The sequence below is a fragment of the Oleiphilus sp. HI0061 genome (genome assembly GCF_001635675.1).
Window position 1 is genome coordinate 1 of record NZ_LWFE01000384.1, and the last position, 1,050, is coordinate 1,050.

A 1,050-nucleotide genomic window follows, 5' to 3' on the forward strand; every position below is an offset into this window, starting at 1 on the left:
CCCTGCAGCGCTTCCAGCATCGAGCTTTGTGTTGTCACTATATCGACTTTTGTCGGCGCAGCGCCAAAGTCAATTCCTAGCATATTAGGTAAAAAAGGTAGAGTGCAGAGAAAAAATAGCCCAATAGTCAGTTTTTTGGGAGACGTCATTCAAACTTCCGAAATATGGTGACGTGGTGCGATGGCATTAAAGAAGTATAGTAGAAATGTCTTCAAGTTCACGTCAGTATGCAAATAATAGGAAAGTCGCTATGCTTTGGTTACACTGAACAAATGGATAGTCTTGGTATGCTTTTGTTTTTTGGGTGCAACTAGCCAAATTGGGTTTAGATGAATTATGAGCGAACAAGCAAAAGCGCTGATTACCGAAATATTTGATGCAGCTTGTGTTAAGCAGTTTGAAAGCTTGGGCTGTCAAATAGAAGTAACGGATAGAAGTTCATATTCCCGAGAAGTGATGGCTTCGTATATTACGGCAGGCTCTGAAGACCTGACAATTTCTTTGCTATTAAAAACACCGCGTTTACTATTAGCGTAAACTATGCCGATAGTTGATGTAGATAGAATTGGTGACCCAAGTTTTCAAGAAGATTGGAATTGTGAATTGGCCAACCGTTTTCTAGGTAGAATAAAAAATAGCTTGGTGCAGCATAATTGTCGGTTGGCTATCGGTTTGCCCGAGGTGATGAGTAAGTCAGATATGAAACACTTTCACTGCGATGGTGAAGAGATTGTTCGTCACTTTTCCATTAGCAGTGAAATAACCGATAGCGTGATGGACTGCCACCTATACGTAGACTTCCACAACGATGCTCTTTATTTAACTGAAGGCCGTCGACCAGTTGAGGACCAAGGTAACGAGGGCGACTTGGTAATCCTGTAGCGCCTAGCTATTGGGCCAAAACGAACGTTATAAATCGTCCCACCACTCTTTAAGCTCTGCCTCTAAACGCTTTTTCTCCTGATGATCTTCAATTGCTCTTCTTGCTTGGGAGCGGCGCTTTGCACGATCTTTTTTCTTTGATTCGCTTTGCTTTTGATGAAGTTCGTG

General features: G+C 42.2%; 3 protein-coding genes. 2 read left to right on the forward strand and 1 reads right to left on the reverse strand.

The window, feature by feature from the left end; translation table 11 throughout:
* Positions 1–336: 336 nt before the first annotated feature.
* Together A3735_RS05295 and A3735_RS05300 are read left to right on the forward strand one after the other, a co-directional pair.
* Positions 337–537, forward strand: a complete 201-nt coding sequence (locus tag A3735_RS05295) for a hypothetical protein (RefSeq protein ID WP_068511361.1) — start codon at positions 337–339, stop codon at positions 535–537.
* Positions 538–540: 3 nt separating this feature from the next.
* Positions 541–882 (forward strand): hypothetical protein, encoded by a 342-nt coding sequence (locus A3735_RS05300; RefSeq protein ID WP_068511364.1) that lies wholly within the window; start codon positions 541–543, stop codon positions 880–882.
* Between the two features lie 27 nt (positions 883–909).
* Here the strand turns inward: A3735_RS05300 and A3735_RS32480 are convergent.
* On the reverse strand, positions 910–1,050 hold a 141-nt coding region (locus A3735_RS32480; protein WP_197485681.1), incomplete at its 5' end, for a PA3496 family putative envelope integrity protein.